At 41.1% G+C, this 2,021-nt stretch carries 3 protein-coding genes and 1 pseudogene; all 4 read right to left on the bottom strand.

All coding sequences use genetic code 11. The annotated features are described in order from the left end of the window. Positions 1 to 443: pseudogene (locus ACFOSE_RS09485) on the bottom strand (hypothetical protein); the annotation flags it as partial. Positions 444 to 511: 68 nt separating this feature from the next. Beyond that, positions 512 to 973, bottom strand: a complete 462-nt coding sequence (locus ACFOSE_RS09480; protein ID WP_380432758.1) for a hypothetical protein — start codon at positions 971 to 973, stop codon at positions 512 to 514. A gap of 9 nt (positions 974 to 982) precedes the next feature. Next, a complete protein-coding gene (locus ACFOSE_RS09475; RefSeq protein WP_380432756.1) occupies positions 983 to 1,519 on the bottom strand; it encodes a triacylglycerol lipase in 537 nt (178 codons plus the stop codon). After that, positions 1,512 to 1,988 carry a hypothetical protein gene (locus ACFOSE_RS09470; RefSeq protein WP_380432754.1) on the bottom strand — a complete coding sequence of 159 codons (477 nt, stop codon included), beginning with the start codon at positions 1,986 to 1,988 and terminating at the stop codon, positions 1,512 to 1,514. The genes ACFOSE_RS09475 and ACFOSE_RS09470 overlap by 8 nt, the downstream gene beginning before the upstream one ends. Positions 1,989 to 2,021 lie beyond the last annotated feature (33 nt).

The raw sequence follows: 2,021 nt of genomic DNA, 5'->3' as shown, positions 1-2,021 counted from the left end.
TTGGTCGAGCTGTCTACCTTCTGCGTATCCGTGACATAATAGGCATTGAAGCCTTCCTTTTCATCGGTCAGGAGACCCTTTTGATAAAATTCGCCAGTCTCATACTCCTCCTCATGGTAGCCGCCATTAGGATCAGGAACACGATAAGTCCCTTTCTCCTTCTCCGTATGAAGTGTTTCATCAGGCTGGAGGTAGAGCTCCGTTTTACTGGCATTGGGATCGCTTTTATCGGGATAGCCATCACCAGTGGCGCCTTGGGTGAGTTGACCTTTTTTCTCAACATCTTGTGAAAAGTCAAATCTAACAGATTCTCCATCTTCTAGCCTCTTTTTCCGATCAGCCTTTAAGTCACTCATCGCAAAAGAGTTAGGACGTCCAGTATAGGCACTCTCTGCAAGAGAGGCATAAATGCTATTAAAATCTTCTAAATTCCAACTAGTCATCAATATTCCTTTTCTTCTATATGCTAACAAAATCAGTTAGTTAATTTACGTTATTCCTAATTTTGAAATTAAATATCATAATAATCATCAGAGCCCATAGAGTCCAATATAGGCATATTTTCTTTATCGACATCAAAATTTAAACTAAAGTTCGTTAAATCACTACCATTAGCATAACCAAAAATCAATAAAACTTTACCGCCCCCTTGAGGTGTCCCATTGCCAGCATCTACTAATTTCACACTGTCCCAGTCATATTTAACAGTGGTTATTTTAGAATTCTTAGATTTAATATATGCTGTCATCTCTTGTTCATGTTCTTTAAGATAAGCTACTTGCTTCTCCTTGGTTGTCATCTTTTCTTCTTGCTTCTTTTTCTCAGCTTCTTTTGCTTGTTGCTCTCGTTTGGCTTTGACAAAAGCCTCAAAGCGACTGTTAAAATCATCTTTGACCATCAGGCTTCCTCCTATTCCTGCTAAAATGGCTAACGTAGCTAAACTGATTAGGGTGATCTTGGTGCTTTTCTTCATAAGAGACTCCTACACGAACTCATCATAGCTAAGATTGGCGACTGCCTGAGCGGAGACGATCGTTCCAAGAGAGTGACCCGTCACCGCAAACTTGGCATCATTACCGATCCAGTCATTGAGGGTATCCATCCCCATACCGTCACTGCCGCGGACGACGAAGTAGGTATTCTTGGTCGAGCCGTCTACCTTCTGCGTATCCGTGACATAATAGGCATTGAAGCCTTCCTTTTCATCGGTCAGAAGGCCTTTTTGATGGCCGTCTTTTGTCGTATGAAGCGTTTCATCAGGCTGGAGGTAGAGCTCTGTTTTACTGGCATTGGGATCACTCTTATCGGGATAACCGTCGCCCGAAGCACCTTGGGTGACTTGGCCTTTGAATGTTTTATCTTTTGAAAAATCAAAACGAACAGATTCTCCTGAATCGAGTGCTTTTCGCTGATCTGGCGATAACTTTTCATAAGGAAATTCAATCGGCCTTCCTGTATAAGCACTCTGTGCTAATGAGGCATAAATATTGTCAAAATTATCTAAATTCCAGTTACTCAAAAGGTTGACCCCCTATACTTAAATAATTAACAAGAGACATTGTTCCCATATCTATTTTATCATCATTGATTTCCATCATGACATGCCATCCAGAATTTTCAATATTATTAAATGTACCATAAATATCTATAATATCTCCTCCGCCTTGTGGGGTCCCATTCCCTGCTTTATCCCACTGAGTTTCATCCCAATCAATCTGCACTGACTCAACCTTTGAGTTTTGAGACTTGACAAAGTCTTTAATCTCCTGTTGGTGTTCTTTGAGGTAGGCCAACTGCTTCTCCTTGATTGTCATCTTTGCTTCTCGCTGCTTTTTCTCAGCTTCTTTTGCTTGTTGCTCTCGCTTGGCTTTGACAAAGGCCTCAAAGCGGCTGTTAAAATCATCTTTGACCATCAGGCTTCCTCCTATTCCTGCTAAAATGGCTAACGCCGCTAAACTGATTAGGGTGATCTTGGTGCTTTTCTTCATAAGAGACTCCTTTAGTAACACTAGTTAAAGACG

Origin of the sequence: Streptococcus dentapri (assembly GCF_042649885.1) — a bacterium.
GTDB lineage: Bacteria > Bacillota > Bacilli > Lactobacillales > Streptococcaceae > Streptococcus > Streptococcus dentapri.
Note: the sequence above shows the minus strand (reverse complement) of the source record. Positions and strands in the feature narration are given on the sequence as shown.

Coding starts and splice junctions, on each gene's coding strand:
- ACFOSE_RS09480 (WP_380432758.1), bottom strand. CDS start 973: ATGAAGAAAAGCACCAAGATCACCCTAATCAGTTTAGCTACGTTAGCC.
- ACFOSE_RS09470 (WP_380432754.1), bottom strand. CDS start 1,988: ATGAAGAAAAGCACCAAGATCACCCTAATCAGTTTAGCGGCGTTAGCC.